This window comes from Streptomyces justiciae, assembly GCF_015163075.1.
GTDB classification, from domain to species: Bacteria; Actinomycetota; Actinomycetes; order Streptomycetales; family Streptomycetaceae; genus Streptomyces; species Streptomyces justiciae.
In genome coordinates, this window is the sequence record NZ_JADDXU010000020.1 from 127,264 (window position 1) to 153,875 (window position 26,612).

29 protein-coding genes are annotated in these 26,612 nt (G+C 67.0%); 11 read left to right on the top strand and 18 right to left on the bottom strand.

Annotated features, from left to right (window positions below):
• Positions 1-272 precede the first annotated feature (272 nt).
• The gene (locus tag IQ210_RS39330; RefSeq protein WP_059193207.1) at positions 273-539 is read left to right on the top strand and encodes a WXG100 family type VII secretion target; all 267 of its coding nucleotides are present in this window, start codon (positions 273-275) and stop codon (positions 537-539) included.
• 296 nt (positions 540-835) lie between these two features.
• Here the strand turns inward: IQ210_RS39330 and IQ210_RS39335 are convergent, their stop codons facing one another.
• The 16 genes from IQ210_RS39335 to IQ210_RS39410 all read right to left on the bottom strand — a co-directional run bounded on the left by IQ210_RS39335 (position 836) and on the right by IQ210_RS39410 (position 16,690).
• The gene (locus IQ210_RS39335; protein ID WP_194084056.1) at positions 836-1,585 is read right to left on the bottom strand and encodes a transposase family protein; all 750 of its coding nucleotides are present in this window, start codon (positions 1,583-1,585) and stop codon (positions 836-838) included.
• A gap of 307 nt (positions 1,586-1,892) precedes the next feature.
• Entirely contained in the window at positions 1,893-2,780 is an 888-nt protein-coding gene (locus IQ210_RS39340) for a hypothetical protein (RefSeq protein WP_322657853.1), read from the bottom strand.
• Between the two features lie 14 nt (positions 2,781-2,794).
• Complete coding sequence (locus tag IQ210_RS39345) at positions 2,795-3,460, bottom strand: hypothetical protein (RefSeq protein ID WP_194084058.1); 666 nt, start codon at positions 3,458-3,460, stop codon at positions 2,795-2,797.
• Between the two features lie 53 nt (positions 3,461-3,513).
• Positions 3,514-4,635, bottom strand: a complete 1,122-nt coding sequence (locus IQ210_RS39350; protein ID WP_322657855.1) for an enoyl-CoA hydratase/isomerase family protein — start codon at positions 4,633-4,635, stop codon at positions 3,514-3,516.
• Between the two features lie 55 nt (positions 4,636-4,690).
• On the bottom strand, positions 4,691-4,990 hold the full coding sequence (locus IQ210_RS39355; protein WP_059193036.1) for a hypothetical protein: 300 nt from the start codon (positions 4,988-4,990) through the stop codon (positions 4,691-4,693).
• 479 nt (positions 4,991-5,469) lie between these two features.
• Complete coding sequence (locus IQ210_RS47605; RefSeq protein ID WP_228049291.1) at positions 5,470-5,745, bottom strand: hypothetical protein; 276 nt, start codon at positions 5,743-5,745, stop codon at positions 5,470-5,472.
• Between the two features lie 388 nt (positions 5,746-6,133).
• The gene (locus tag IQ210_RS39365; protein WP_194084060.1) at positions 6,134-7,444 is read right to left on the bottom strand and encodes a hypothetical protein; all 1,311 of its coding nucleotides are present in this window, start codon (positions 7,442-7,444) and stop codon (positions 6,134-6,136) included.
• A 25-nt stretch (positions 7,445-7,469) separates the two neighbouring features.
• Positions 7,470-8,120 (bottom strand): hypothetical protein, encoded by a 651-nt coding sequence (locus IQ210_RS39370; RefSeq protein WP_228049292.1) that lies wholly within the window; start codon positions 8,118-8,120, stop codon positions 7,470-7,472.
• Positions 8,117-9,280 carry a putative T7SS-secreted protein gene (locus tag IQ210_RS39375; protein ID WP_194084061.1) on the bottom strand — a complete coding sequence of 388 codons (1,164 nt, stop codon included), beginning with the start codon at positions 9,278-9,280 and terminating at the stop codon, positions 8,117-8,119. The genes IQ210_RS39370 and IQ210_RS39375 overlap by 4 nt, the downstream gene beginning before the upstream one ends.
• A complete protein-coding gene (locus tag IQ210_RS39380) occupies positions 9,277-9,576 on the bottom strand; it encodes a hypothetical protein (protein WP_194084062.1) in 300 nt (99 codons plus the stop codon). Before IQ210_RS39380 ends, IQ210_RS39375 begins: the two co-directional genes overlap by 4 nt.
• Before the next feature lie 458 nt (positions 9,577-10,034).
• Entirely contained in the window at positions 10,035-11,120 is a 1,086-nt protein-coding gene (locus tag IQ210_RS39385) for a hypothetical protein (protein WP_407699739.1), read from the bottom strand.
• Entirely contained in the window at positions 11,117-11,788 is a 672-nt protein-coding gene (locus tag IQ210_RS39390) for a hypothetical protein (protein WP_194084064.1), read from the bottom strand. The genes IQ210_RS39385 and IQ210_RS39390 overlap by 4 nt, the downstream gene beginning before the upstream one ends.
• A gap of 207 nt (positions 11,789-11,995) precedes the next feature.
• Positions 11,996-12,649: a hypothetical protein gene (locus IQ210_RS39395; RefSeq protein WP_194084065.1), complete on the bottom strand. Its 654-nt coding sequence runs from the start codon at positions 12,647-12,649 to the stop codon at positions 11,996-11,998.
• Between the two features lie 90 nt (positions 12,650-12,739).
• A complete protein-coding gene (locus IQ210_RS39400) occupies positions 12,740-14,035 on the bottom strand; it encodes a hypothetical protein (RefSeq protein WP_194084066.1) in 1,296 nt (431 codons plus the stop codon).
• The gene (locus IQ210_RS39405) at positions 14,025-16,049 is read right to left on the bottom strand and encodes a hypothetical protein (RefSeq protein ID WP_228049294.1); all 2,025 of its coding nucleotides are present in this window, start codon (positions 16,047-16,049) and stop codon (positions 14,025-14,027) included. The genes IQ210_RS39400 and IQ210_RS39405 overlap by 11 nt, the downstream gene beginning before the upstream one ends.
• 110 nt (positions 16,050-16,159) lie before the next feature.
• Positions 16,160-16,690: an SMI1/KNR4 family protein gene (locus IQ210_RS39410; protein ID WP_194084068.1), complete on the bottom strand. Its 531-nt coding sequence runs from the start codon at positions 16,688-16,690 to the stop codon at positions 16,160-16,162.
• Positions 16,691-16,744: 54 nt separating this feature from the next.
• Here IQ210_RS39410 and IQ210_RS39415 point away from each other — a divergent pair, with 54 nt between their 5' ends.
• Complete coding sequence (locus IQ210_RS39415) at positions 16,745-17,167, top strand: SMI1/KNR4 family protein (RefSeq protein ID WP_194084069.1); 423 nt, start codon at positions 16,745-16,747, stop codon at positions 17,165-17,167.
• On the opposite strand, the gene IQ210_RS39420 is transcribed toward IQ210_RS39415, so the two are convergent.
• Both IQ210_RS39420 and IQ210_RS39425 read right to left on the bottom strand, forming a co-directional pair.
• Positions 17,164-17,922, bottom strand: coding sequence for a hypothetical protein (locus tag IQ210_RS39420; RefSeq protein WP_194084070.1), 759 nt, complete (start codon positions 17,920-17,922; stop codon positions 17,164-17,166). The two genes, IQ210_RS39415 and IQ210_RS39420, sit on opposite strands and share 4 nt — an antisense overlap.
• 39 nt (positions 17,923-17,961) lie before the next feature.
• Positions 17,962-18,891: a hypothetical protein gene (locus IQ210_RS39425; RefSeq protein ID WP_194084071.1), complete on the bottom strand. Its 930-nt coding sequence runs from the start codon at positions 18,889-18,891 to the stop codon at positions 17,962-17,964.
• Between the two features lie 408 nt (positions 18,892-19,299).
• Here IQ210_RS39425 and IQ210_RS39430 point away from each other — a divergent pair, with 408 nt between their 5' ends.
• The 9 genes from IQ210_RS39430 to IQ210_RS39470 all read left to right on the top strand — a co-directional run bounded on the left by IQ210_RS39430 (position 19,300) and on the right by IQ210_RS39470 (position 25,922).
• Complete coding sequence (locus tag IQ210_RS39430; RefSeq protein WP_194084072.1) at positions 19,300-20,028, top strand: hypothetical protein; 729 nt, start codon at positions 19,300-19,302, stop codon at positions 20,026-20,028.
• Positions 20,029-20,043: 15 nt separating this feature from the next.
• Positions 20,044-20,913, top strand: a complete 870-nt coding sequence (locus IQ210_RS39435) for a hypothetical protein (protein ID WP_194084073.1) — start codon at positions 20,044-20,046, stop codon at positions 20,911-20,913.
• Entirely contained in the window at positions 20,910-22,217 is a 1,308-nt protein-coding gene (locus tag IQ210_RS39440; protein WP_194084075.1) for a CpaF family protein, read from the top strand. Before IQ210_RS39435 ends, IQ210_RS39440 begins: the two co-directional genes overlap by 4 nt.
• 101 nt (positions 22,218-22,318) lie before the next feature.
• Entirely contained in the window at positions 22,319-23,269 is a 951-nt protein-coding gene (locus tag IQ210_RS39445; RefSeq protein ID WP_194084095.1) for a type II secretion system F family protein, read from the top strand.
• On the top strand, positions 23,266-24,189 hold the full coding sequence (locus tag IQ210_RS39450; RefSeq protein ID WP_194084076.1) for a type II secretion system F family protein: 924 nt from the start codon (positions 23,266-23,268) through the stop codon (positions 24,187-24,189). The genes IQ210_RS39445 and IQ210_RS39450 overlap by 4 nt, the downstream gene beginning before the upstream one ends.
• Before the next feature lie 68 nt (positions 24,190-24,257).
• Positions 24,258-24,509, top strand: coding sequence for a hypothetical protein (locus tag IQ210_RS39455; RefSeq protein ID WP_194084078.1), 252 nt, complete (start codon positions 24,258-24,260; stop codon positions 24,507-24,509).
• Positions 24,510-24,633: 124 nt separating this feature from the next.
• Entirely contained in the window at positions 24,634-25,014 is a 381-nt protein-coding gene (locus IQ210_RS39460; RefSeq protein ID WP_228049326.1) for a TadE family protein, read from the top strand.
• A gap of 3 nt (positions 25,015-25,017) precedes the next feature.
• Positions 25,018-25,455, top strand: a complete 438-nt coding sequence (locus IQ210_RS39465) for a TadE/TadG family type IV pilus assembly protein (protein ID WP_194084079.1) — start codon at positions 25,018-25,020, stop codon at positions 25,453-25,455.
• 50 nt (positions 25,456-25,505) lie between these two features.
• Entirely contained in the window at positions 25,506-25,922 is a 417-nt protein-coding gene (locus tag IQ210_RS39470; protein ID WP_179851332.1) for a pilus assembly protein TadG-related protein, read from the top strand.
• The last annotated feature ends 690 nt before the right edge of the window (positions 25,923-26,612 follow it).

Below are 26,612 nucleotides of genomic sequence, written 5' to 3' on the forward strand. Positions count from 1 at the left end.
CGATAACTTCCCGATGGCAACGGCGGTGTGCACGAGTTCGTGACGCCTTCACGACGTCTTGTTCACAACCGGGGATGTGACACCTCAGGTCCCACCCGTAAGCTGCTGCACCAAGAGCGGACGATCACACCGGCTGCCCCGGGTGCCTCCGGGCCACCCAGGGCGGCCCGGCTGCCGATCGCTCTGCAAACAGGGAGCCACGGGGGTTGGCCCTGCGGCGTTTTGATGGGAGCGGCCACATGGCCAAGGACCTTGATGTCACATATCAGGACATGCGCGACGCTGCGAAGCACGTCGTCAAGGAGAAGGAAAAGCTCCAGGAGAAGCTCGACGGGCTGAAGAAGTACATCAACAACCTCGTCCAGTCCGGCTACGTGACGAAGAGCTCGTCCAAGGCCTTCGACGAGAACTTCGACGAGTTCGTCCGCGGCACGAAGGACACGCTGGACGGTCTGGACGGGATGGGGGACTACCTCACGACCGCGGCGGACAAGTTCGAGCAGATCGATGAGGAGCTGGCTAAGTCGGCTCGTAAGTGACGTCTGACTAGACGGCTACGGCTACGGTGCGGTGGGGCGCAGGGCGCTCTGCCGCACCGTGCTCATCGTCGGGGTGATCTTGCTGCTGACGGCGGCTGTGGCCGTGCTCCTTGCGTATTTCTTCGATAGCCCCACGGCCCGGAACGGTCAGAACGCCGCCGCAGAGCCCATCGCGGTGAGCACGGCACGGAAGGCGCGTGTCATGTGCGTACCGCCCGAAGGGCAGGGGCGAGAGCCGTGTGGCGGGCGTGCAGTAGGGCGTTCCCGCAGCGCCGAGGATTGGTCAATGAGCGTTTTCAGCGTTGCTTCTCCAGGGTGAGGACAGCCTTGGTGATGACGCTCATGCGGTTGGGGCTGATGCGGGATCTGCGGAAGATCTGCCAGGACTTCAGCCGTGCCATGCCTCGTTCGACAGGTGCCCGGGCCGCAGACAGGGCCCGGTTCTCGGTCCGCTCGGTGAGGGTGAGTTCACCGCCTGGCGGGCGACGTTTGGCGGTAGTGACCCAGCCGCCCGCACCGATGTAGGCCATGTCGGCGAGGATCGGGACACCTTGGCGCGCGCAGATCCGGAGGATCTGGTGGGTGCGGGCGGCCGTCAGATCGTGGGTCCGGCCAGGCAATGCCGGCGACAGCCAGAGAATCTCGCCGGCCGGGTCCGTGACGACCTGCACGTTCACCCCGTGCCGCTTATGTTTCGACGAGTAGTCGGCCCTGCCGTCGCCGACGCGGTCGCACTCGGCGAGCGTGCCGTCCAGGAGGACGAAGTCCGGGTCGTGCACGCGCAGCGTCTTGAGCAGGCCCGGCGCCTGCTCGGCGAGCAGACCGGTGACCGCGGTGACGTAGGCGTGGGCGGTACCGACGGATATCCCGAAGGCTCTGGCGATACGGGCGAGGGTGTCGTGGCGACGCAGGTACACGAGTGCGACCAGCGCACGGCGGTGCGGCGGGAGTTTGCACCGCCGGTCACCCTCGCGGGTGACGATGAGCATCGTGACCGACTCGACCAAGGCGTGAGGCAGGTCGAGTGCGGCAGGATACGGAACCAACAGGGCTCCTGTGCTGCTGAGTTGAGACGTCGAACACCTCCCTCAACGGCACGGGAGCCCTGTCCGTTGCGCGCCCCGACCTCACACCGCTCCGTCACCCGATCAGTGGCCACACTGAAAACGCTCAATGTCAGGCGCTGGCTGGCCCCTTCGCGCCAAGTGCACCGGATGGTGTTCCCGTCGTACGCCCGTGCCTGGATTAACCGCTCACACGGCTCGGTAACAGCGGAGTCGTTCGGGCCGGCCAAGACGATCGTGCTGGTGGGTGGTGGGTGGAGGGTGCGGCAGAGGCTGAGTGTGCGATCTCTTACAGATCGCCCGGATGCGGCTGTGCCGGTTCGCCTGCATCGTCCATCAGAATTCCGACCGCGTTGACGAGATCCTTGCCTGCCTTTGACGGAACGTAGGCCTCCACGAAGACGATTCCGCTGTTCAGTTTGATGTACACCGGACGTTGTGTCGCGTCGTGATGGCCCGAGATGAATTGGGTGACTCGTCGGCGCTGCCCTTCAGTAAGCATGCTTTCGGGCACGGCCTGCTCGCTGCCGGAGAGGATTCCTGTGATTCGTTCGGCGCAATTCGGGTTGCCAGTGAAGAGACGGATCCAGGATTGATCAAAGAAGGTGATACGTACGTCCGCTCCGGCCCTGCTGAATTTCATCTTCTGAGCCCCCGAGATCACCTCCCGGGAGAATGCGGCGAGTTCTTCTTCGGCGGGTTCTTCTTCGGCGAGGTTGCCGCCTCGGACGCCGAGGAACAGCAGTCGTCGAGTGGTCAGCACAAGATCAGTGCTGTAGCCGTCCGGCTGTCGCCCAGGATCCAACTGCCATGGGACGGTACGTGCGAGAGTGCTGGGAGGGGCCCACATCACCGGGAAATCGTGAACCTCGTTCTCGGGTTCTTCCGGCTTTTCACCACCGACAGCGCTGCCGAAGGGCGAACCAGCGGCACCGCCGACGTTGGCGACGAGGTTCGCGATCACCTGGACGGCGCCGAGAAGCCCGCGACCGGTGCGACGAGCGGCCTGATCACCCGTCGTATGCGGAGTGAACACTGGACCGGCGGGCCAGCCGTCCAACTCGTCCTGGATGTCGTTACGTTGCGGGTCGCGGAACCATCTGCTGCCCGCCACCGCGGGTGCCACGCCGGTGGCGAACTTGACGGTGATCCGGAAGAGGAGTTCCTCGTCGACCACGGGGCTCCATCCCATCAGCGCGTCACCCTTTCTGAGTCATCCCTCGGAAACTCCAACGAACCAACGATCCCGGCCATGGCATGTGTGAATTCCTCCCACTGCTCGACCGAGGCCGTGTCCAAGGTGATCACGGCTGTGTAGGGGCCCGTCGAGAAGGGGATGTGCACCTGCATCTGGCCCATCGACAGTTCCTCGTCCTTGCCGCTTTTCGTGTACTGGCCGTCGATCACGAGCTTACGGAAGGAGATCGCCGAAACCGCGGGACCACAAGGCAGGTCCAGCCATGTCACGTCACGCATGGGGTCGGGGCTGAGAAGGGCGAAGATGCCCTGGGCGACGATGTCCTGCTCTGCCTCACCGGACTCGAACACCGCCACAGTGAGTGAACAGTGTGCTACGCCGCCGCCGTCCTCGATGTCATACAGGCCGATGCCGAAGAAGGAGACGCCGGCCGACAGCATCTCCAGTGCACTTGCGCTGTACAAGGCGCTCATGGCTTGCCACAAGGGCACCTCGCCCCGTGGATAGATGTCCCGGACCAGTTGTTCCACGGCTGCGGTTCGTTCGACCTCGTCCAGCGAGACCTCGATCGCGTGGATGCCTCCAGGGAGACGGAGGGCCATGGGCGGCAGAGCCATGCCTTCCACACTGAGTACCTGAGGTTGTTCGGCACTGTCCATACTGTGACTCTTCTTCTTGAGACTCCGCGGCGATCACGTACGTACGGACGTGCTCAGTTCGCAGTGGCGATGGTGTTTGCTTTGTGTCCGACAAGGCCTGCCTTGATGGCGGCATCCAAGCCGCGACCCAGATTTCCCATGGGCGCGATTGCTTCGGCGCTCTTCACGAACGGCAGTTTGGAGGCGAGAAGGTTCATCCCCTGGGTGCCCATCCATTGGCCTTGGCGAAAGTTCTGCAGCCCGCTCTCGACAGCGAGCTTCATGCGACTGCCGCCTTGGGCAAGCTTGACGACCGGGACTTCCTTAGCCGGACCGAAAAGGATGAACAGCTTCTTCGATTCCATGGCTCCTTCGTAGCCTGCCCCGAGCTTTGCGGCGCGTGCTGCGGCGTTAGTACCTTTGGCGAGTTCGGCGGTGCCGAGGAGGCCTTTGACGCCGGGGAGGATGCCGAGTGCATCGAGTCCAATGTCGGCCCAACTGACGTCCGCGCCAGCCGCTTTGGCGACCACATGGGTCAGGAGGGCTGCGCCGCTTGCGATCATCGCCGCAGCAGCGAAGAAGGCGCCGATCGGTTCAAAGGGCGCGGTGATGATGGCGAGGAGCCCCAAGGCGCCACTCACCAGACTCAGCACATCACCGATCTCCTTGATCAGATCGGCGTGTTCCTTCAGCCAGTCGCCGGTGGCATCCCATGCGTCCGCGATGCCCTTGCCGAGTTTGTCCCAGAAGCCGGGCTCGTCCGGGGCGATGTCGGCGGCCTTGTCCAGCTCCTTGCCGATCTTGGCGGCTGCCAGCTTGTAGCGGTCCTCAAGGTCGTGGACCTTGTTGGTGACCTCGTTGACGTCGCCGGAAGCCTTGCCGTACTCCTCGGTGCCCTCTTTGGCTTTGCCCTTGGCTTCGAGCTTCTCTCCGGCGGACTTCTCCAGCCGGTCGGCCTCGTCCTGGAAGTCGTGGAGCTCGTTCGCCCAGCGGTGCAGGGCGCGCGAGGCCTTGTCGAAGGACTCGTGGCTCTTGCGGATGAGGGGCGTGACGTCCTCGCCGATGTACTCGGTGAAGGCGATGGCGGTCTTGCCCTTCCAGGCGCCGCACTCGATCCGCTCCAGCTCGCGCACCGCCGTGCCCAGCTCACCGGCCAACCTGCCGAGGCGCTTGGCCAGTTCGCGCGTCTCCTCCACATTCCCCGGAGTGGGGTCCCAACCTATGTGCGGGAAGGTCCGCTGGCCCGCCACGTCACTTGCCCTTCTTCTTGACCTTGAGAGACTCGGCCAGCTCCAGGTCGAGCTTGTCGAAGGTCTCGCTGATCTTGTTGATCATCTTCACCGCACCGTGGGTGTGCTTGCCGAGCTGCTTGATGCCGTAGCCCCAGTCGTCGGCGAAGTCCTGCACGTCCTCGACGAGTTTGCTCTCGCCCACGGCCGTGGCGTCCGTGCCCTTGAGATCGCGGCGGGCGTCCTCCATGCGATCGCTGATGGAGGAGAAGGTCTTCTTCAGGTGCTCGAAGATCGTGTCTTCGAGCCGCAGGTCACTCATGTCCTGTTCCGGATTCCTCGAACGGCCGATGCGCCGGAGCCAATCGGCCGCCCATGTGTGAGATCAGCGGTTGACGGCCTGGATTCCCTGGACTGTCACGGCCTGTTCGTTGTCGAGGGCGCCACCGAGTCGCTGGCACCTGGGCTCGGAGACGCCGACGTTTCCGTGTCGCCCGTATCGGCCCCAGCGGGCAAAGCGCGGCGCATCACAGTGAACTCCCCGTGTGACATCAGTTCAGTCAAGAGGTCTGACGGTATCGGTGACGTTCTCTGTTTCGCCAGAGCGAACTTTCCTGTGAACGGGGATAAGTCGGATGTATGGGGTTCTTGTGGGTGTGAGATCTGTCCTGATCGCCCTCGAACCCTGCATCTCCGGCATGAGAGGGGGATACGTCGGCATGGGGGCGGCGTTAGGAAAGCGCCCAGGATCTGCGAACGCCAGGGCCACCTCTCCTGTCGCAGCGGCGACGCCGAAAGACTTCAGTGGGCCGTCGCGGGAAGTCGGAGCGTCCGTGCGAAGTCGTCCAGTGCTTCCATCACGGCGGCGATCACTTCCGGATCGTCGTGGTGGCCGCGGAGCACGACGTCGGGGAGGCCGAGCGGGGTGTGCCAGTGGTACGTCACCGACGTCATCATGATGGTGCAGTCCGCAGGGTAGGAGCGGGTGGCCCGGACCCCGTCCGCGCCAAGGTGCGGGGAGGCGAAGGGCGCGATGCCGGTTCGCTGCTGCCACTCGGGGACTGCGGGGTTCGGCACCGTGAGCGCGGTGACTCCCTCGCAGGAGGCCACGTCAGGGCCTCGCAGTGGAAGCGGGTGGCGTGCATCACCAACGGCATGTAGGTCAGAGGAACGGGGCGGTAGATGAAGGCCTCGTCGGCCTGTAGCTTGTCCCGGAGCGTCACGATCGTCTGCTCGTAGAAACTCTTGTGGAATCGACGGAGTGCCCCAAAGGCCCTTATTGGCATCCGTGTCCATGTGAAGCGCACCGAGGTCGGCGCTCCACAGGGTGCCTTCGGACAAGGGGGTCTCTTTCTTTTCTTTTTGGGTGTATGTGCAAGTCAGCCGTCAGGAACGGTGAACTGGAGGTGCGCAGGCGGCGCGAACGGCCTTTCGTTGTTGGCATCGCCTGCGCTCGCTGAACCTTCTAGGCCGTAGTCACAGGGACACCATTGCCGACGAGGGCGTCCGTGATGGCTCGGGCTGCCGGTGACCGGAACTCGATGGCCTCTCCGGAACGAAGCAGCACGTCGACCGAGGCCGGAACCCAAGCCACGCCGCTTGAGAAGTACACCGCGCCCTGCACGTCGGTGATCGGCAGATCAAGCGTGGCGCCGTCCATCCCGCGCAGACGCAGGACTCCTGAGTCGACGGCTAGTACCCCAGTACGAGAGGGGCCGTGATCCCATGAGGATGCGGTCGAGGTGACTGCAGTCCGGCTGTCCGACTCGCCGAGTCCATAACGCACCGGGTGCGTCATCGTTCCGTTGGTGAACGCGGAAGCGAGAGAACTCGTGGCTGAGTCGAGTTCGGCTCGCTCACGGCGGCGCATGAGGAGGACCTTGGGCAGTCCGATCACCAGGATCGCCAGGGCCACCAGGCCCGCCAGGACGAGGCCGAGGGCGTTCTTCGGGCGGGCGACGACGAAGACGAGAGTGACGATGACGGCCGGGCCGAAAAGAGCCGCATAGAGCAGAATCGGGTGGATGCGAGTCCCGGCCAAGTACGTTGTCGGTGACCCGCTGGCCGTGGACTGTGCGAGGTGCGTGCGATGCAGTTCCCGCCTGCGAGCCCGGGCCCGGATTACCCGTTCGTGTTCGGACCAGCTATAGCGCTGCGCGTACTTCCTGACCGGGCCCCAGGAGAACAGCCCCGCGACAACCAGGGAGGGTAGCAATCCGAGTGCGGTGGGGTCGGACAAGTCCGAGAGGAGAGCCGCTCCGAGGATGAGAACGAGCGCCAGGACGACAGCACCGTAGAAGAAGCGGCCATGCGGGTATCCCCGGGTGCCGTAACGCGTGGGGAAATCGGAGTCGTGGCTGCGATCCACAGCTGCCCACTTCTTCAGCAGCTCGAAGCGCTTGGTGGACCGTTTGCGGAACGCCCGCAGGACGAACAACGCCGGTACGGCGAGGACGGCGAGCATCACCACGCCCAGTACCACCGCCACGGCAACGTCGGTTGAGTTGTCCGGTTCGGAATCGGCGGCGTCGATCACCATGGCGGGAACCAGACCAGCAACGAGGGTCACCAGCGCCGCGCACAGGAGGAAGACGAGCGCGCGGCCACGCGAGAGATCTTCGCGGATCAGCGTGTTCAGCGCGCTCGCCTGATCTTTCAGCCGCGAGGCTCGGTCTGGCCAACTGCTCGGTACATCAGGAGGCTCCGGTAGGGGCGCTGCCCTGAAGAGTGATGTGCGGGCGGGGGCCGGGGGGTGACCGTTGGTGGTGTTCGTCATGTCCGTTCCTGTGTCGTCCGCTTGGTCACTCGGTATTCGGGGGGATGAAAACCGAGCGGCTGGCGATGACCGCGATGAGGCCAGCCAGCTCTCGAACCTGATCCGGGTCAAGGCAGGTTCCGATGACCAGGAGACCCTTACCACCCTCGGGAGGGCAGGCGAGCACTCCGGCGAGACCGGTTCGCATATCCGTGCCAGCATTGTCGTCCCAGTCGCTGGGGACCAGGACAGGAGGCTGTGAGATGAAGCCGATACCCAGCCCCATGTCAGTGGTGAAGTGCTCGACATAGGCCGTCTTCTCAGCGAACTGCTCATCGAACACCTGGGTCAGCAGTACGCCGAGATCCATCTCCTCGGGGCGTTCAGGTACGGCGACGACGCCGCCATAGACCTGCCAGACCGCCTGCGCGCCGGTAGTCGGCAGAGGCGCTGTGATCACCCCGTACATCAGCACACCGTCGGCGAGGTACCGGTCGTAGCAGTAGAGCAGTCCGTCGGTGAACTCTTCCCTACGCTCCAACGGGGTGTCCGGGTAGGTGAGGCGGACAAGGTCAGCACACCGCGCCCGGGTGGCGGCCCTGTCTGTGCCATCAGCCATGAGATCGAACCAGTCCGGTGGAACGAAAAGCTTGACCTCGCCGGGCTCGATGTCCCTGGTACTCGTAGCGGTGCTCAATTGGTGACCTTTGGCTTCTGTGTCAGAGGACCGAAGTCCCAGGAGAAGATCTTGCCGAGTGTCTCGACGGAGTCACCGCCACCTTCGGCCGTCATGACGTTTCCGGTCCAGGTGGTGAAGTACTGCCCGGTTCGCCAGAGGAATTCGCTCTGCCCCATTGCGTAGCTACTCGACGCCAACTGGAAGTAGCCCATGGGAAGTTCCTTGGCTGAGCCGATCAACTGAGGAACCATTCGGGTGGGGGCCCCAGACGCCTTGGCCGCAGCGAGGATGCCGTCGCCGAGCATTGCGCCGGCCTTGCCCAGACCGAACCCGACGGCATCCATGATGACGTCCTTGGTCAGCAGCGCCTTGCCGAAGCTGCCGGTCGTCCCGACGGCAGACAGATAGTGGGCGCCCAGGGCGACACCTGCCAGGACGAGAGAGGCGGCACCGAGGAACTGCAGACCCGGGATGAGTGCGAGCAGGCCGGTGACTGCGCTGAGCAGTCCGGCGATGTCACCGATCAGGTCCAGGAGTGGGGCGAGCTTCCCCAGGAGTTCGATCGCCTGGTCGTGCAACCATGCCGCCGCGTCAGCGATGGCGTCGAAGGCATTGCTGATGGACTCACCAAGCTTCTCCCAGAAGCCTGGCTCGTTCGGGGCGATATCAATCGCCTTCTGCAGCCTCTTGGCGGAGTTCTTTCCCTCTTCCTCGTATTCGGCGTGGAGGGTTCGGGCACGCTTTCGTACATCCTCAACGGGATCTGAAGAATCGTCGCTCCCGCTCGTCGGCTTCTTCTTTTCTCCGTCTGATTCGGCCTGCTTGGCCTTATCTGCCGAATTCTTGGCCTCAGCGGCCTCTCGTTCGAGGCTGCGAGCCTTCTTCTGCTTGTCCTCCATATAGTCGGACCAGCCCTGGATTACTCGCTTGGCCTGATCAAATGAGTCGTATGCATCCTCGATCTTCGGACGGAAGTCGTCATCCAGGAGTTCCCGGAACGCGATAGCCGCCTTGCCTCGCCAATCGCCGTCAGCGGCTCCCTTGAGGACGCGATTGATTTCACCGAGAGCATCAGCGGTGTGACGGATAGATCCAGCCACCTTGTCCACCGCTACGTGGTCTCCGGGGCATGGAACGAACCCAAGCACCGGAAAATCATCGACAGTAGGCGCACTCACTTCTTCTTGGCCGCCTTCGAAAGCGCCGCTGCCAGGTCCAGGTCGAGCTGGTCGAACGTCTTCTCGATGGTGTCGAGAGTTTTCACAGCGCCCTTGGAGAACTTCCGCAACTGCTTGATTCCGTACGACCACTCGTCGCCGAATTCTTCCATCCGTCGTTCGAGTTGAGATGCACCCATGGCTTTGGCGTCGATTTCCGCCATTGCATGGATAGGCTTGGAGAAGAGTTCGTCGATGTGCCTCAAATTGTGGCGCACACGGTTCAGCATTTCACCATCGATGTACAAGTCGCTCATGGAGCCCCCGCTTGAGTGAGATCTTTGATGCAGTCGACGAGCTGAGCGTCAAGCTGAAGTTGAGGAGCCCGACAGTGCCGGTAACTCTTGTCGGCGATCCGCAGTGGGTTGCCGAACGCCGGAGCGACGGGTAAGGGCCGACATCTCACCGTCGTCTCCTGGTGGGATGAAGGGTCAGGCGAGAGTAAAGACAGTAGCCGTGTGCGGTCTTGTACCGCCACTGTGAACTTCGTTGCGGGATAGGCCATAGGGGAAGAAGGGGATGAATGGAAGGTGTTCCTGGCTTGATCATGCCGTGGTGCGCAACTGCCCCGAACGTGAAGTTCATGCTCGGGGCCATGAGTTGTAGCACTCCTGGGGGTATTGCTCGTTGGTCATGTGGCAGAGATGCAGATTTCGTGAAGTGGATCTCTGCTGGCTCTCGGAAATCAGTCAGGCTCACCAAGCGTTCGCCGGGGTCATCGGTTTACGGCTTGGATTTCCTGGACGGTCACCGCCTGTTCGTTGCCGAAGGTGCCGTCGGGGAGGTCGCCGCCGGCGCCGCCCGTGCCGGTCCAGGAGATTTGCCAGGTGATCGTGGCGCGGAGTTTGTACGTTCCGTCGCCCGAAGAGCGCAGGTACTTGAGGCCGCAGGGCGGGGTCTCGTCCGACTTGCCCTTGGCGTACGGTTCGCCGATCGAGCCGTCGGCGTTGATCGTGCACTCGCCCGAGGCCGGGTAGGTCTGGGCGTCGTCGGTGCCGGGCTCCAGCTTCAGGGATACCGGCTTGGCCGTTGTCGTTGCCTGGATGTTGAAGCCGGGGACGTTGATGGCTGCCGTCGCCTGGACCTCGTCGAAGACGGCCTTGTCGAGCCAGGCCCAGGTCGGGAGGTTCACCTTGGTCGTGGCCGCGGGGGCGAGGGTGACCTTGGTGTCCGGCAGGGTCATGTGCTGGTACGCCAGGGCCGCCAGCATCTCCGGCTTGATCGCCTCTTCGTGCTGGGGCGGCGGAGGCTCGCCGTTGTCGACCCAGAAGGGGATGTCGCTGCATGAGCCTCGCTTGAGTGGGTCGGGCTCGTTGGGGTTCTCGACCCCGGCCCAGAACATCCCCTCGCCGTCCTTGTCGACGTTGTAGTCCTTGTAGCCGGGGGTGTCGGTCCAGCCGTACTCGTCCTCGTAGTGGCGCTGCAATTCGCCGATCGCTGCGCCGGAAGTGCCGCCCATGCCGGGGGTGTTCTTGGCGTCCTCGATCGACTTGGACATCTTCTCCTTGAAGGCTTTGGCGCCGAGGTAGGGGGCGTACCAGCAAGGCGGGGGCGTCCAGTTGACGTCGGAGGACGTCACGTTGCCAGTGCTGCCGTCCTTGGTGACAGAGCCGGAGTACTGGATCTTTGCGGCGGCGTAGATGCCGGTGTCGTTGCTGCCGGCAGACTGTTCTGTGTCGGAGCCCTGGGTGTTGCCCGGCGCCTCTCCCGCGTAGGCCGGTTCCACGAGGGCGATCAGGCTCAAGGTCAGCGTCAGGACTGCCGCGCCGGCGCTGAGGGTCGTACGGCGTGGCCCGTTCACTGGCACTTCGCCGCCTTCGGCTCGACGTACACGTGGGATGCCTGCCACAGGTCGTCGCCGGTGGGGAGCTTCACCATGATGATCTTGAAGTAGTCGAAGTCCGAGATGCTGGGCGCGCCCTTCAGGACTTTTCCGGTCTTGACCTCTTTGGAGTAGAACTTGGTCGAGTCCACGCAGAATGCGACCTCGACGGTGTTTCCGTTCGACGCGGACCGGGTGGTGGCTTGGTAGTGACGCCGGGTACCCGTTGCCGTCCAGCCGCCGTCGAGCCTGACCTTGATCTGGGTCTGCCCGTACTTCAGCCCATTGCCCGTGGCGTAGGTGACCAGGGCGGCGTCCTTGGTCGTGCGCTTGTCGACGCCGTGGTAAATGGCGCGCATGAAGTTCGCCGCATCCGCCATCGCGGCCGCCTCGTTCTTGCCCTTCGGCTTGTCCCAGTCGAAGACGAGGTTCATGTCCTTCGGCAGCGACACGTCCACGCCGTCCGGCTTGTCCTCCGCCGGTGCTCCGGAGGCCGACGCCGACGCGCTCGGCGTCTCCGACCCCTGGTCCGCGCCGGCGATCTTGTCGTTGCCCTTCGAGCCGTCGTCCCCGCTGCCGCAGGCCGTCAACAGCAGTGAGGCCGTCGCCACCAGCGCGGCGGCAACGGGCAAAGTGCGGCGCTTCACAGTGAACTCCCCGTGAGAAATAAGTTCAGTCAAGAGGTCTGACGCTATCGGTGAGGTTCCCGCTTTCGCCAGAGCGAAGTTCCCTGCGAATAGGGGCAATCCCGTCTATATGGGGCGTCTATGGATGTGAGCTGTGTCCTGATCGTGCCCGAACGGGCGACAGCCCTGGACGCGTTGGCGAGCTGCGTCCGAGCCCTCGGCGTCAGGTCACCGGCACCTCGCCGATTCCGTCTCGACGTACACCTTGGATGCCTGCCACAGATCCGTTCCGGTGGGGAACTTGACCATGATGATCTTGTAGTCGTCGAAGTCCTTGATGCTGGGCTCGGTCTTGAGGACCTTCCCCGTCTTGGTCTCCTTGCCGTAGAACTTGGTCGAGTCCGAGCAGAACGCCACCTCCACCGACTCACCGTTCGAGCTGGATCGCGTGGTGGCGTCGTAGTGGCGCCGGGTGCCGGTGACGGTCCAGCCGCCGTCGATATAGGCGTTGATCTGCGTGGTCGCGTACTTCAGGCCGCCGCCAGTGGCGTACGTGGTGACAGCCGCGTCCTCAGGCGTTCCCTTGTCGACGCCCCGATAGATGGCTCGGAGGAAGTTCGCGGCGCCGTCCATCGCCGCCGCCTCGTTCCTGTCCTTCGGCCTGGTCCAGTCGAAGACCAGGTTGATGCCCTCAGGGAGAGAGATGTCCACGCCGTCTGGCCTGTCTTCAGAGGGTTCTACCGCACGCGTTGCCGACTTCTTAGGTGGCTCTGCTCCCTGGGCTGGTCCGGAGGTTTCGCTGTTCCCGTTGCCGCAGGCGGTGAGGAGCAGGGACGCAGCGGCCGCGAGCGCAGCGGCAATGGGCAAACGGTGGGGCTTCAAGGGTGCACTTCTCGTGAGACATGAATTCTGAGGAGAGGAGTCGGGAGCAAATGGGGCGGTGGGCGCCGGGGCCGGGCCTGCAGGTCGAGGTCAACGTGGGTCGAAGCGCCCGCCCTGGGTGCGCGTGAAGTCGCCCCGAGTCACCCTCTCCGTCAGTGAATCCCCGCCCCGCAGTAGCGACCCGTACCCCGTCGCCGCCCACACGCTTTGCTCGTGCGGCGCCTCGAAGTACGGCATCCCGTCCGCGTCCGTGAGGGTCTCCGGGGCGCGGTGATGGCGGAGGGCGGTGGTGCAGGTGGGGCATGTGGCGATCTGTGCGCGGGCTGTGCGGCCGAGAGGGCGCCAGGTTGTGCGGTTGGTTGCTCGGCCGTGTAGGGGGTTGAAGAAGCAGAGGGGGAGAGGGTGGGGGGTGTTGGTCAGGGCGTCTCTGCCCTCGGTCACCAATGCCAGTACGCCCGCCAGGTCCGGGATGTCCTGGGCCGCGTCCAGGACCTTCGCCGCGGCGGCGTAGGCGTCCAACGCCCGCCCCAGGGACGGGGTGTTAGCCGCGTTCGCTGCCTGGGCGCTTTCGCCCAGGGCGATGACCTCCTGCCCCGCCCGGCGTCGTAGCGCCGACTCGTCCGCCGTGCGGGCTGCGGCGAACACCGCCTGGGGGTACGAGAAGGGGGAGGGTGGCCGTGGGTTCGGTGTCCTGCTACTACCACTACGACTACTACGACTGCTACGCCTTCGTGCGAGGAGCAGGGCTCCCAGTGTCAGCAGCGCTAGCAGCGGGATCGTCAGCAGTGGCCATGTCCAAGTCGTGCTGTGGGCACCCTGCTTGGGGGCGGGCGAGGATGCCGGAGGTGGGTCTCCCAAGTCCTGCATCGCCTCCTCGTACACCCTCGTCCCGTTCCCCTCCGCCACCAGCGCCACCGCCTTCGACGTCAGGTCCGCCAAGCCCGCGTCCCGTGTCTCGTCCAGGAAGCCGGCCGCGGCTACGGCGTCGTGGGTCTGGTGGGTGTCGGAGGGCCATTCGTAGCCGTTGAGGGAGTTGGTGAAGTCGCCGTCCGTGGTGATGAGGATGAACTTGCGGAGGCCCAGGCGGTCGTGGACGACCGACGCCAGCGTGTTCGCCTCGCCGTCGAAGTCGTCGCCCTTCGTGAGGGGGGTCAGGACGACCTTGATGGGGAGGCCGGTTGCGGTGATCTGGTTCACCAACTGGCGTTGGCGAGTGGGGGGTACGGCGTCCTTGTAGGCGTCGGCCACGTAGACCGGTGAGTCGTGCAGGGCGTTCGCGATGTGTTCGCCGGGGGACTCGGCTGCCGCGGTGGGGGTGGTCGAGAGTAGCGCCGCCAGCAGGGCGGCTGCGGCTGCCAGGGTGCGGGCCGTGTTCCTACTGCGCATGTGCCGCCTCCCGTACCTTCCGGCCCAGCTTCGTGAAACCGTCCGGGACCGCCGACAACAACTCGTCCTCGTAGTACGGGCGTCCGTTGGGCGGCAGCTTCAGCAGGCGGGCCGGGATCTTGTGGGGGTCGTCGAGGCAGATCTCGCACACCGGGAGCATCCGCCTTCGGGTCTCCACGCTGGACGTGCGGACGTGGCGGCTGGTCTTCGCCGGGCCGTGCAACGGGTTCACGCCGCAGCACAGGGTGCTGTCGTCGCCGGCGAGGGCCGCGCGGGTCGCTCGGGCCAGGATGATCAGCGCGGTGAGGGTGGAGGGGGACAGGTCGTCGTCCACGCCTCCACTGTCCGCTGTCAGGAGCATTGTTGCTTCGTAGCGGTTTCGGGCGCGGGTGTCGGCCCCTTCGCCGGTGCCGTATTCGCGTGCCATCGCCTGGAGTTCGGTGCGGGCCGTGTCGCGCAGGTACGGCTTCGTCGGCATCGCCGGTGACGTGGTGGGGAGGGTCGAGGTCTGGAGTGGTTTCGGGTGGCGGCGCAGGAGTGGCTTGCGGGCGATGCCCAGCGCCGCCGCCACCAGCGCGAACAGCGCGCCCGCTGCGAGCGCGCCGATGGTCAGGCCCGGCCAGAAGTCGCCGTAGAAAAGGGGGTTGAGCTCGTCCTCGGTGATCGGGTCCGTGAACGGGTACGCCTCGTCGTCGTCGGACGTCGTCAGGTCCTCCGTGCGCTCCGTCTTGTCGAGGGCGGTCATGACCTTGGTGAGGCGCTCGCCCAGGAGGTGGTCGTCGGCGTCGTTCGACTTCTCGTCGCCGTAGACCACGGACTCGGGGAGGGCGTTGAGGAGGTCGTACGTGTCCAGGCCCAGGCCGTGGTCGAAGACGTTGATGTAGCCGTCCAGCGGGTCGGCGACGATGTACACGCCGTCCTTGCCCAGCTTGTCGTGGACGGCGTGCGCGAAGTACTCCTCGTCGCTGCCGGACTCGTCCTCGTACAGCTGCGGGACGAGGGCCATGAAGACCTGGCCGCCGGCCGCCGAGGACCGGAACTTCTCTATGAGGGTGTGGAGTTGGGCCAGTTGCGTCTTGTCCAGGGCTCGGGGGCTCTCCGGGTCCTGGTAGACCGGGTCCTGGGACAGGGCCTCGGCCACCCGGTCGATACGGGCGTTCAGGTCGATCGCCCGGGGGCGCGGGGACGCGCTCGACGTCGTCTGGTCGAAGACTTGGGGGGCGGTCGCTGCGATTACGGCAGCGGTGGCGACGGCTGCGGCCGGTAGCAGGTAGCGGCGCCAACGCCCTGGCTGGGACCGCTTGTTGAGGGACACGGGAGCTCCCGGCCTACGGCGCCACCAGCGTCGTACGTAGGGAATCAGGAGCAGCATCGCCAGCGGTACGCCCGTGATCGCCATGCCGGTGAGGAACGACTGGTTGTCGCGGTCGCTCGGGCCGATGTACATCTCGGCCGGTTCGCCTTCGGCGTCGTACTTGTCGCGAGCTGCCTGGGCTCGGGTGGCCGCCTTTGCCGCGCCTTCCGCGACGACGTCGACGAAGCGCTCGAAGTTGCGCAACGGGCCTGCGTCGAAGGGGAGTTCGTACTGGGCGGTCGTCAACGCGTCGTCGGCGGGGGCGGTCACGCCGTACGCCGTGGCGTCCGTGACCGACGAGTCGTCGATCAGGACGTACAGGCCGTCCTTGCCGAGGCGATCGTGGACCGTGCCGAGCAGGGCCTCGCCGTCGGCGGCCTCCACGGGGAGGACCAGGACGTAGGTCGGGACGCCGGTGCGCTTCGCGAGCTTGGTGAAGGCCGGGGTCGTGGACTTCGGGATCTCGCGGGGGAGTTGGTCGGTGACGTAGACCGGGTTCGTGCGGAGTTGCTCCGCCAGGTAGGCGGCCTGGGTGTTGGGGGAGGGGCTGGTTGCCTGTGCTGACGGCGTGCCGGTCGCGAAGAGCGTGATCAGGAAGGCGAGGATCGCCAGGAGTCTCGTTCCGGTGGTTCCGTCCGTCTTCTTCGTTGCCGCCCGCATCGCCGAGTTCCCCCGCTCCCCGCCTGTTTTCACGCGCGGCACTCTACTGGGGTGGTTCGCTAGTGCGAAACCTGCGGGGGCGGCAACGACGGTGAGGCAACGCCTGTGACTCAGCGGCAGAGTTGCTCCATGTCCTCGTCGAACGTCGGGAACTCGGCCCGAGCCGCGGCGAAGATCGCGTGGGCCGAGCGGCGCCGGGTCGTGGCGTGGCGGTGGGCGAGGGCCGTGAGATGGGTGTTCGAGCGAGGGGCGCGAGTGGGGAACAGCGTCGCCTCCAACGGGCCGAAGCCGTCGGCCAGTACCCACAGAAAGTCCGACAGGTTCCCGGCGACCACGCCGCTCTCGCCTTCCGAGCCCAGGAACACGACCGGCTGATCGGTGAGTCCATGTCCCTCGCGAACGCACCACAGCGCCGCCCTGCCGCCGGTGCCGTCCTGCCCGAAGAACCGGTACGCGGCGCAGTCGAGTTCGTGGTTGCCGGTCCACTGGCGGAGCCAGGCCGTGGTGTCGTCGGCGGTGAGGAAGGCGTCGTACGGCTCGAAGTCGATGCCGTCGCCGTCGTCGTAGTCGAACTCGGTCCGGGAAATGGAGGCCAGGGCGGGCGGGAAGGCGCGGTGAGTGTCGTCGGTCGAGGCGATCATGGAGGCAGAGTAGTGACGAGCACGGACATCGCCGGCCGGTGAGGAGCATTCGAGATGTGGCGGGAGATTCTCACGGAGTACCCGGAGGTGCAGGCGGCCTCCCCTGCCGACCCCGTCGCGCTCGACCGTGCCGAGGCCGGCCTCGGGCAGCGGTTGCCGCCCGATCTGCGGGCGCTGCTGCTGGAGTGCGACGGGGTAGTGGGGCAGACCGGTGAGGATGTCGTTTGGTCGGCGGCGCGCATCCTCGACGACAACCTCGCCTTTCGCCGTACGCCCGAATTCCGTTCGCTGTACATGCCGTTCGAGCCGTTGATGTTCTTCGGGGACGACGGCGGGGGTGACCAGTTCGCCTTCGTGCGGGTGCCGGAGCGGGACCACGACGTGTTCGTGTGGGACCACGAGACCGACTCCCGCAGCTTTGTGGCCGGAAACCTGGTGGCCTATCTGCGGCACGCCCTCGGCCGCGAGGAGTTCTAACCGAGTTTCGCGTTCTGCGCCTTGACCACATCCGCCGGGACCGTGGCCTCGGACGAGCGGCCGTTGATGAAGCCGCCGCTGTCGATCGAGAAGTAGTTGACGATCGTGTCGCCGAAGCGGAACGTCTGGGTGCGCATCGTCTGGGTGCCCTTGTACGGGACCGTCGAGACGGTGGCGATCGACTCGTCCGCGCCCGTGGCCGCCGGAGCCGCCTCCTTCTTCACCGAGGAGTAGGTGGTGGAGGCCTTGGCGGACTTCGCGGTGTAGCCCGACGTGCAGGCGGAAGCCGCCTCGGCCAGGCCCTTCATCGCCGCCTCGGCCTTGCCCGCCGAGTAGCTCGCGAGGGTGATGTAGGTGTAGACGGTCCTGCCGTTGTCGGCGATGCGGACCAGTGACGCCTCGGGGTCACCGAGGGGGAGGTAGTTCGTCGCATACGCCATCGGGGCGCAGACCTTCTTGTCGAGCGTCAACTGTTTCTGGCTCGTGGCCATGGCGTCGCCCGAGGCCGGTTCATGGACGCTGTAGTCGTTGTCGTCGGACTTGACCTTCGTGACGAGCAGCTTCGCCAGTTCCTTCGCCGGGTCCGCGGCGGGCTTCGTGGCGGAAGCGGATGCCGAGGCCGAGGACGAGGCCGTGGCCTTCGCCTGGTCGGTCGTCTTCGCGTCCGAGCCCTGTTCTGCTCCGCCGCACGCCGTCAGTGCGGCGAGGGACAGTACGGAGATGAGGGAGAGGGCGGCCGGTGCGGCGCGCTTCATGGGGGGACTCCTCGGTCTTCGGATGGGTCTTCCGTGTGCTTACGGGACGTATGTTCCGTGCAGCAACTTCTTCAGCTGCGGCGAGAGTTCGGGCACCTGCGCCCCCGCCGCCTGCGCCGCCGCGATCGCCTTGACGTACTCCGTCGCCTCCGCCCGCAGCCGGGCCTTCTTGCTGCCCTGGTTGCGGCCGGCGAGCCACACGATGATCGCGAGGGGGATCAGAGCGAGTGCGCCGTACCCGATCGGCTCGGTCTCCGACCAGGCCCACCCCGCACCGACCGCGCCCGCGATGATCAGCAGACAGCCCGCCTCGTCGTGCCAGCCGCCGGCGTCGGCGACGCGCTCGTACTCGTCGACGGCGGGGGGCTTCGGGGGGATTGGCACCGGCGAGTGGGGGGTCGGAGCTGACGGGGCGGCCGTATCCGCCTTCGGGTACGCGGCCGTATCCACCTTCGGGTACGACGGGATCGGCGTCGCGCCCTTCCTGCTCCCCGCCGCGTTCGTGGTGGTCGTGTCGTAGGACGGGCGCCCCTCCAACCACGGCGGCACATGTGCCAACGGCAGGCCGTGCGCCATGGCCACCCCCAGCAGCTCGCGGTAACCGGCGAGTGCGGGATGCATCAGCTCGCGCTTCCAGCCCTTGTGGACATGGACGTACATGGCGATGGCCACCACCAGGAGCGGGCCCGCCGCCAGCGCCGCTCTGCGATCCAGCGACGGTATCTGCAGGAACACCATGCCCCAGACCACGGCCGCCGCTATCAGCAGGCCGCTCACCCACGCCAACGGCCTGTGCTGGGCCTTGTGCGCCGCCCTACGCCGCTCCGCCAGCAGCGCCGTAACCACCGCGTCGTTCGTGTAGTCGACGCCGGTGCGGGCGCCGATCGCCCGGGCCGCCGCCAGGACCCGTGGGTCGGACGCGAGCGCCGTCCCGCCGATCGGAAGAAGATCCGGGCCTGCGTCCGTCATCGCCTCATCGCCCCCGTGTCCGTGAAACCGAGCAAAGATCATGGCATGGCGCCCCGTGGCCTTCGTGAGTGAATCGTGCAGGCCTCATGGGCGGGTGGTGACGAACGTCGCGTTACGGGCGGGACGGGGTAGGAGTCCACGGTTCGCTCGCGCACAGCTGACAAGCCCTTTCGGGCAGCCGGATAACTGGGCACCACGCGCCTGAAGTTGCAGATGGATAACAGGATGCGGGGTGAGATGCGTGACCTCGAACGCGCCTTGAGGGGCTTATGTGCGGCTGATACGGTGCCATGGCTTGACACTCACCCCAGCGATGGCTATTCGCACAAGTCGAGTGGACCTGGGTGAAGTGTCCTAATTTCCAGCTTATTTGGCAGACTTTTTCTTGGGTGTACGGGGAGCGGTTGCGTGAAGATCCAAGAGCGTACGGGGGCGGGTCAGGGTCGTTCCGCCGCTCCGGCTCAGCCGTCGGTCGGTGACCGGCTTCCCACGCCGCCTCGCGAGCGCAAACCGGCGTTGGCCGCGTTGGCGGTGCTGCTGATTCTGGTGGGGGCGCTCGGCGCGACCATGCTGGTGTTGCAGGCCGGTGACCGGGTCGAGGTCGTCAAGGTGACGAAGGAGATCCCGGCCGGCGAATCGGTCAACACCAGCAACGCGACGTCCGTGCTGGTCGCCAAGGACGACAGCATCAACTACGTCGAGTGGTCCCAGCTGGACGCCCTCAAGACGTACAAGGCCAAGTCGACGATCTACGCGGGCACCGTCGTCATCGGCGACATGTTCGCCAAGGGCGAGAGCCTCCCGGCCGGCAAGGCCGCCGTCGGCGTCGCCCTCAAGGAGGGCCAGTACCCGTCGGACATCAAGGCGGGTGACACCGTCGCCGTCTACAACGTGGACAGCGGCTCCTCCAGCTCCAACTCGAACTCGGACAACAACAGCTCGTCCTCGTCCGCGGCCTCGTCCGGCGGGCTCATCGTGGACAGCGCGAAGGTCAACACCGTGGCTGCGGACGACGACGCCACCGTGAGCACCGGCAACCTCTCGCTCACGCTCCTCGTCGACCAGTCCGACGCCGCCGCCGTGGCCAAGGCGGCCTCCGCCGGCGCGGTCGCCGTCGTGCACGTCTCCGGCAACTAGAAGGCGGCCCCACCCATGGCGCTCATCGCTCTCGCCGCCGACAAGGGTTCCCCCGGCGTCACCACCGCGGCCGTCGCCCTCGCGGCGGTCTGGCCGCGGCGTGTCCTGCTCGCCGAGACCGACCCGGCGGGCGGCGACCTCGTGTACCGCAGTGCCGCCGCGCACGGAGGCCCCCTCAACCCGAACACCGGCATGCTGTCCATCGCCGCCACCGCGCGCCGCGGCCTCGTGCCCGACCAACTCTGGGACCACGTCCAGCCGTTGAGCGGCGGGCTCGAAGTCCTCGTCGGGCTCGGCAACGCCGAGCAGGCCGCCGGTCTCGCCGGGCTCTGGCCGACCCTCGGCCACTCCTTCGCCTCCCTCGCCGAGTCCCCGCACGCCGCCGCCGACGTCATCGCCGACTGCGGCCGCATCGCCGGCGACACTCCCGTCGTAGACCTCTTCCCGCACGCCTCCCTCGTGCTGCTCATCTCCCGTACCGAGCCGGAGGCCATCGCGCGCGTCCGCGACCGTGCCGCCGCCCTCGGCAACAAGCTGCACGGCGGTCAGCGTGGCGTCGCGACCATGGGCAACCCGATGATCGGGGTCGTCCTCGTCGCGGACACCAACAACGCGGCGAAGATCGCGGGCCAGGTCAACGACATGCTCGTGCACGCCCAGACCGGCGCCCGGGTCGTCGGCACCATCGCCGACGACCCCGCCGGCGCCGACCAGTTGGCCGGCCGCAAGCGCGGGCGCCTCGACAAGTCGCTGCTCATCCGCTCCGCCCGCAAGGTCACCGCCGACCTGTACCAGCAGTACGGCGCCGCCTGGTCCGTACCCACCCAGGCCCAGCACGGTCAGCCGCTCGGCCAGATGAACGGCCATGCGGAGGCCGGGCGATGACCGCTGTCGACCATCAACTGGTCAAGCGGTTCCGGCAGGACGCCGGTGACCGGATCGCCGAGCAGCGGCGTCAGGACCAGGTCGCCGGTGTCACGCCGATGTCGGGCGAGGACGAACGGCACTACGCCCGCGCGGTCATAGCCCAGATCCTCGAGGACTACGCCCGCGCCGAGATCAACGCCGGGCGCACCCCGCTCGACGCGGAGACCGAGGAGCAGTACGCCGCCGCAGTGCACGCCGCGCTGTTCGGCGTCGGGCGGCTCCAGCCCCTCCTCGACAACCCGGATGTCGAGAACATCGACATCAACGGGTACGACCAGGTCTTCGTCGGCTACTCCGACGGCCGCGAGGTCAAGGGCGACCCGGTCGCCGAGTCCGACGAGGAGCTCATCGAGCTGATCCAGGTGCTCGGCGCGTACTCGGGTCTGTCGTCCCGTCCCTTCGACTCCGCCAACCCGCAGCTCGACCTCCGCCTCCCGGACGGTTCGCGTCTGTCGGCGGTCATGGACGTCACCCGGCGCCCGGCCCTCTCCATCCGTCGTGCGCGTATGGGCAAGGTCTTCATCTCCGACCTCGTCGGGAACGGCACGCTCAGCCCCGAGGTCGCCCACTTCCTTGCCTGCGCCGTCCGCGCCCGCAAGAACATCATGATCGCGGGCGCGACCAACGCCGGCAAGACGACGCTACTGCGTGCGCTCGCCAACGAGATCCCGCCGCACGAGCGCCTCATCACCGTCGAGCGCGCGCTGGAGCTCGGCCTCGACACCTTCCCCGACCTGCACCCCAACGTCGTCGCCTTCGAGGAACGCCTGCCCAACTCCGAGGGCCAGGGCATGATTTCGATGGCCGAGCTGGTCCGCCGTTCGCTCCGTATGAACCCCTCCCGTGTCATCGTCGGTGAGGTGCTCGGCGACGAGATCGTGACCATGCTCAACGCGATGTCGCAGGGCAACGACGGCTCGCTCTCCACGATCCACGCCAACAGCTCGCACGAGGTCTTCAACCGTATTTCCACGTACGCGCTCCAGGCGTCCGAGCGACTGCCCATCGAGGCCAGCCAGATGCTCATCGCGGGCGCCGTGAACTTCGTCGTCTTCATCCAGCGGCGCAACAACTACCAGACGGGCGGCCGCCTCCAGCGCATGGTCACCTCGGTCCGCGAGGTCAACGGCGTGGACGGCCGGGTGCTGTCCAGCGAGGTGTTCGCCGAGGCGCACGACGGCCGGATCGTGCCGCACGCGCCCATCGCCTGCGTGGACGACCTGATCGCCCAGGGCTACCGGCCCACGGGGACGTGGGGGTAATCATGAATCTCGCAGTGAATGCAGCGAACGCGGCGGATGCAGGGCATGCAGCGAATGCAGGGAACGCGGTGAATCTCGCGGCGTTGGACTCGCTCGGCTCCATGGGCGGGCTCTTCTCCACCACCGTCCTCTACTCACTGGCCTGCGGTGTCGCCGTCGGCGGCGGGCTCGCGCTGTTCCTGGTCGCCGTACGCGGTCTGCCGGCCAAGCCCGAGCACGAGAAGCAGAAGGCCGCCGAGCGGGCGAGCGAGCTGATCCGGTTCGCCGGGCAGCGCGGCTCGCTCGCCGCCATCGTCGGACTCGTCGTCCTCCTGCTCACCCGCTGGGCCGTCGCGGGCATCGCGGCTGGTGTACTCGTCTTCTTCTGGGACCGGCTGTTCGGCGGCGCCGCGGAGGAGCGGGCCGCGATGCGCCGCGTGGAGGCGCTGGCCTCCTGGACGGAGTCCCTGCGCGACACCATCGCCGGCGCGGTCGGCCTGGAGCAGGCGATCCCGGCGTCCGCGCGAGCCGCGGCCCCGGTGCTGCGTCCGCACCTGGACGCCCTGGTCGACCGCCTGCGCGCCCGCACCCCGCTGCCCGACGCGCTCCAGCACCTCGCCGACGAGATCGACGACGCGTCCGCCGACATCATCGTCGCGGCCCTCATCCTCAACGCCCGCCTCCGCGGCCCCGGTCTGCGGCAGGTGCTCGGCGCGCTCGCCAAGTCGGCCCGTGAAGAGGTCGACATGCGGCAGCGCGTGATGGCCCAGCGCTCCTCGACGCGCCGCTCGGTGCAGATCGTCGTCGCCGTCTCGATCGCCTTCGTGCTGGGGCTGTCCATCTTCAACCGCGACTTCGTGGAGCCGTACGGCACGGCCGTCGGCCAGCTCGTACTCGCCTGTGTATGCGGCCTGTTCGCGCTCGGCTTCTGGTGGCTGCGCAAGCTGTCGACCATCGAGACTCCCGAACGCTTCCTGATCAAGGACGAGTCGTCGGTCCAGTTCGTCCGGCCGCGCAACCCGTCGTCCCAGTCGCCCCAGACGCTCCAGCAGGAAGAGGGGGTACGTCGATGAACCTGACCATGCCGGTAGTCGTCGGCGCCGTCATCGGCCTGGGCCTCTACGTCCTCGTCCGCGCCCTGATGCCGTCGAAGCGGAGCGCGATCGCGCAGGTGGCGCGGATCGACGCGATGCGGGCGCGCGGGGCGGCGTACGAGTCGTCCCGGACCTCCTCCGACCAGGGCAGGATCGGCAGCATCCGGGCCGATGTCGGCGCGCGCGTCGCCGAGTTCTATCTGCAGCAGGGCTGGGAGCAGCGGTCGCTGCGCGCGGACCTCGCCGTCCTGGACCGCAGCTGGGAGAAGTTCCTCGCCACGAAGGTGCTGCTGGGGGTCGCGGGCCTGTTCTTCGGCCCGTTCCTGTTCGCGGTGGCATGGACGCTGAGCCTGGGCAGCAGCCCGATCATCCCGATCTGGCTGGCGCTGACGTTCGGCGCCATCTTCTTCTTCCTGCCCGACCTGGAGGTACGACGGGACGCCGCCGAGAAGCGTCGTGACCTGCGGCGCGTCATCGGGGCGTACCTGGACCTGGTGTCGATGAGCCTCGCCGGCGGCCGCGGCCTCCCGGAGGCCCTGATGGCGGCCGCCGAGGTCTCCGACGGCTGGGCCACCCAGCGCATCCGCAACGCCCTCGCCGACGCCCGTATCACCGGCATCAGCCAGTGGCAGGCGTTGGGCGCGCTCGGTGAGGAGCTGGGCGTGGAGGAGCTCAAGGACCTGTCCGCCTCGCTCGCCCTGGTGGCGGACGACGGCGCGAAGGTCCGTGAGTCCCTCGCCTCCCGCGCCGAGACCATGCGGCACCGCGAACTCGCCGAGATCGAGGGCAGCGCGGGCGAGAAGTCGCAGTCGATGCTCGTGGCCCAGCTGCTGCTGTGCGCCGGATTCCTGGTGTTCCTGATCTTCCCGGCGGCCATGCGGGTCTTCCAGGTCTCCTGAAGCCCCTGAAGCCCCTTGGGCCGTCTCCACAACTGCTGCCAACCGCTGTACCGAGAGGACAACACATCATGAACGGACGGAACTTCAGCACCGGGATCCCGGCGGTGGACTTCCTGGTCACCTTCCTGACCGCGCGCGTCGAGCGCGCCCGCTCCGGCGAGCTGGACCGCGGTGCCTCCGCGGTCGAGTGGGTCATCATCTCCGCGGTCGTCGTGGCGATCGTCGGCGTCGTCGCCGCGATCATCAACGCCGCCCTGAGCGAGGGTGCCAACAAGGTCGGCGACTGCATCAAGGGTGCCGACGCGGGCAAGACCTGCTGATCTCACTGAAGACAGGGTCGAGTTGACGGGGTTGCGCGTGGGCTGGGGCGTGGGCGTGGGCAGATGGGTGCGCCGCAGGGTGCGGACGGCTCGGGAAGAGGCGTCCGCCCGCGGCGACTCCGGCATGACCGCGATCGAGTTCGTGCTGCTCACCCCGGTCCTGTTCTTCATGATCTTCGCGACGGTCCAGTTCGCGCTGTACTTCTTCGCCGACCACGTCGCCCAGGCGGCGGCCCAGGCGGGCGCCCGCAAGGCCCGCGCCACGGCCGACGCCCAGCCGGGCGGCTGGCGCGGGGAGGCGCAGGACGTCGTCGACAGCTACATCAGCCAACTCGGCCCGCAGCTGGTGCTGTCGCCGCGCGTGACGATGCTCCAGCCCGAGCAGAACACGGTGGGCGTGGAGATCACGGCGAAGGTGCCGACGGTCTTTCCGGGCCTGGACCTGACGGTGCACGCGCAGTCGCAGGGGCCGGTGGAGAGGTTCGTCCAGGAGGACGGGAACTAGAAGATGAAGTCCTCTCTGCGCGGGGTGGCCCGCCGGTTCCGCAGCGATGAACGCGACCGGGGTCTGTCCACGGTCGAGGTCGTGATCCTCGCCCCCGTGATGATCCTGTTCATCCTGGTGCTGGTCGCCTTCGGCCAACTCGTGGACGGTCGCGGCGCGATCGACAGTGCCGCGCGGGACGCGGCGCGTGCCGGGTCGATCCAGAAGGACCACGCGACGGCGATGTCCGAGGCCCGCAAGGCGGCGGAGGCGGACCTCGCGGATGTCTGCTCGGGCCCGGTGACGGTGAACCAGACGAGCGCCGGTTTCGAGGCGGCGACGTTCTTCACGGTCGAAGTGAGCTGCCAGGTACGCGGGTTGGCCATGCTCGGCCTCGACGTCCCGACCACCCTGACGGCGAGCTTCAGCTCCCCCCTCGACCCCTTCCGGAGAACGGTGTGAACGGCGTGCGGAACCGTGTCGCAGGCTGGCTGTCCGCCCGCCGGGCCGCGATGGACGACCGCGGCTCGGGCGCCGGCGCGGTCATCATCTTCGCGCTGGTCTTCCTCTCCCTCTCGGCCTTCGTGATCGACGGCGGCCTGTCCATCAGCAAACGCGAACGCGCCGCCGACATCGCCGAACAGGCCGCCCGTTACGCCGCCCAGGACATCGACCTCGAATCCCTCTACGACGACGAGAACGGCCCCGCCCCGATCAACTTCGGCAACTGCGACGCCCGCGTGAAGGCGTTCGCCCGCGAGATGAACATGTCCGGCGCGGACATCGCCGCGACGCACTGCGTGGCGGCGGACGCGGAACAGGTCGAGGTCGAGGTGCAGTTGACGTACTCGCCGGTGTTCACGGGGATGTTCTACGGCGGGGATGTGGTCGTGCATGGGCAGGCGGTGGCGGAGAACGAGGTCGGCTGAGGCGGGCGGGGGCCGGGGCTGGGCTTAGGCGCGGTACAGGTGCCGGCGCGGGTGTTGGTACCGGTGCGGGTACGCGTCCGGGGTCGGTGCTGTTGCAGGCGCTGGTAGGGGTACGGATACGGGCGCCGAGGCCAGGAACTCCAGGAACTCGGCGCCCGAGGTGTTGTGGTCTGCCTTTGACGCCGGGTCGCTCAGTCCTGGACGGGTGAGTCAGGGCCTTCTGGGGCCGAGCAGTTGTCTCCGGGGGTGGGCTCGGGGGCGTTCGGCGCGGGGTCGGGCGCCGGGTCTGCTGTGGCCGGGGGGGTGGTGGGCTCGGGCGTTGTCGTGGTGGGCGGTGGCGTGGCCGGGGTCGGGGTGGACGCCGGGGGGTTGACCGGGGCGGGGTCCTCAACGGGCGTGGGATTCACGGGAGTCGGGGGCGTGGGTGCGGGGTCCTCTGGGTTGGGCGTCGGGCTTGATGGGGGCGTGGGGTCCGGTGCGGGGCCGGGATCAGACGCGGGGTCGGGCGCCGGGGTGCTCGGTGAGGCGGGTGCCGGGGTGTCGTTGGCGGGTGGTGCCGGTTCAGCGGGGGTGTCCTTGGTTGGGGGCGCGGGCTTCTGCGGAGCGTCATCGGCGGGGGGTGGGCGGGGGATCCGGCTGTGCTCTGCTGCCGGCAGGTCAGGCCGCCGGAGGAGCTTCCGTGGGGTGGGC

What these genes read in the sequence shown, in the direction of transcription:
- IQ210_RS39330 (WP_059193207.1), top strand. Translation starts at nt 273, where the DNA reads ATGCGCGACGCTGCGAAGCACGTCGTCAAGGAGAAGGAAAAGCTCCAG.
- IQ210_RS39345 (WP_194084058.1), bottom strand. Translation starts at nt 3,460, where the DNA reads ATGGACAGTGCCGAACAACCTCAGGTACTCAGTGTGGAAGGCATGGCT.
- IQ210_RS39355 (WP_059193036.1), bottom strand. Translation starts at nt 4,990, where the DNA reads ATGAGTGACCTGCGGCTCGAAGACACGATCTTCGAGCACCTGAAGAAG.
- IQ210_RS39365 (WP_194084060.1), bottom strand. Translation starts at nt 7,444, where the DNA reads ATGACGAACACCACCAACGGTCACCCCCCGGCCCCCGCCCGCACATCA.
- IQ210_RS39380 (WP_194084062.1), bottom strand. Translation starts at nt 9,576, where the DNA reads ATGAGCGACTTGTACATCGATGGTGAAATGCTGAACCGTGTGCGCCAC.
- IQ210_RS39400 (WP_194084066.1), bottom strand. Translation starts at nt 14,035, where the DNA reads ATGCGCAGTAGGAACACGGCCCGCACCCTGGCAGCCGCAGCCGCCCTG.
- IQ210_RS39405 (WP_228049294.1), bottom strand. Translation starts at nt 16,049, where the DNA reads ATGCGGGCGGCAACGAAGAAGACGGACGGAACCACCGGAACGAGACTC.
- IQ210_RS39410 (WP_194084068.1), bottom strand. Translation starts at nt 16,690, where the DNA reads ATGATCGCCTCGACCGACGACACTCACCGCGCCTTCCCGCCCGCCCTG.
- IQ210_RS39415 (WP_194084069.1), top strand. Translation starts at nt 16,745, where the DNA reads ATGTGGCGGGAGATTCTCACGGAGTACCCGGAGGTGCAGGCGGCCTCC.
- IQ210_RS39420 (WP_194084070.1), bottom strand. Translation starts at nt 17,922, where the DNA reads ATGAAGCGCGCCGCACCGGCCGCCCTCTCCCTCATCTCCGTACTGTCC.
- IQ210_RS39425 (WP_194084071.1), bottom strand. Translation starts at nt 18,891, where the DNA reads ATGACGGACGCAGGCCCGGATCTTCTTCCGATCGGCGGGACGGCGCTC.
- IQ210_RS39435 (WP_194084073.1), top strand. Translation starts at nt 20,044, where the DNA reads ATGGCGCTCATCGCTCTCGCCGCCGACAAGGGTTCCCCCGGCGTCACC.
- IQ210_RS39440 (WP_194084075.1), top strand. Translation starts at nt 20,910, where the DNA reads ATGACCGCTGTCGACCATCAACTGGTCAAGCGGTTCCGGCAGGACGCC.
- IQ210_RS39445 (WP_194084095.1), top strand. Translation starts at nt 22,319, where the DNA reads ATGGGCGGGCTCTTCTCCACCACCGTCCTCTACTCACTGGCCTGCGGT.
- IQ210_RS39450 (WP_194084076.1), top strand. Translation starts at nt 23,266, where the DNA reads ATGAACCTGACCATGCCGGTAGTCGTCGGCGCCGTCATCGGCCTGGGC.
- IQ210_RS39455 (WP_194084078.1), top strand. Translation starts at nt 24,258, where the DNA reads ATGAACGGACGGAACTTCAGCACCGGGATCCCGGCGGTGGACTTCCTG.
- IQ210_RS39460 (WP_228049326.1), top strand. Translation starts at nt 24,634, where the DNA reads ATGACCGCGATCGAGTTCGTGCTGCTCACCCCGGTCCTGTTCTTCATG.
- IQ210_RS39465 (WP_194084079.1), top strand. Translation starts at nt 25,018, where the DNA reads ATGAAGTCCTCTCTGCGCGGGGTGGCCCGCCGGTTCCGCAGCGATGAA.
- IQ210_RS39470 (WP_179851332.1), top strand. Translation starts at nt 25,506, where the DNA reads ATGGACGACCGCGGCTCGGGCGCCGGCGCGGTCATCATCTTCGCGCTG.